Genomic DNA, 367 nt, shown 5'->3' on the forward strand with positions numbered 1-367 from the left:
CTTTTTGAGGATTTGTCTCACTCCAATCCAAACACTTGCAATCACACATGTGTAGAGATTTTTGCAATGGGCGTGGAGAACTAACTATCATGTGTGCAGGCATAACTACATCGCCATCATACATAAAAACTTTTGCGAAACTAGAGTCGAAATCTGATGCACTCTTCAAGTCAACAAAATATGCTGCTACTCTTAGGTTTGATTTCGAAAAGAGGTCAGATACCTCCACGAACTGCTCTTTAAATTCTTTTGAACGATCAATTCTGTGAATCTGTCCAATGTAACGCATCCTGCGTAAAAAAAATGAAACTTCTTCTGGGTTTTCAGTTGCTAAAACAAAGATAGTTTTTTTGTGGTTTTCATTCTG

The 367-nt window shown here is 37.3% G+C and carries 1 protein-coding gene; it reads right to left on the bottom strand.

Translation table 11 applies throughout. From position 1 onward, the window contains the following. Window positions 1-367, bottom strand: a 367-nt coding sequence (locus GCCT14_RS05470) for a hypothetical protein (protein WP_204592965.1), incomplete at both ends; no start/stop codon positions are given.

The sequence above is a fragment of the Candidatus Similichlamydia epinepheli genome (genome assembly GCF_003056015.1).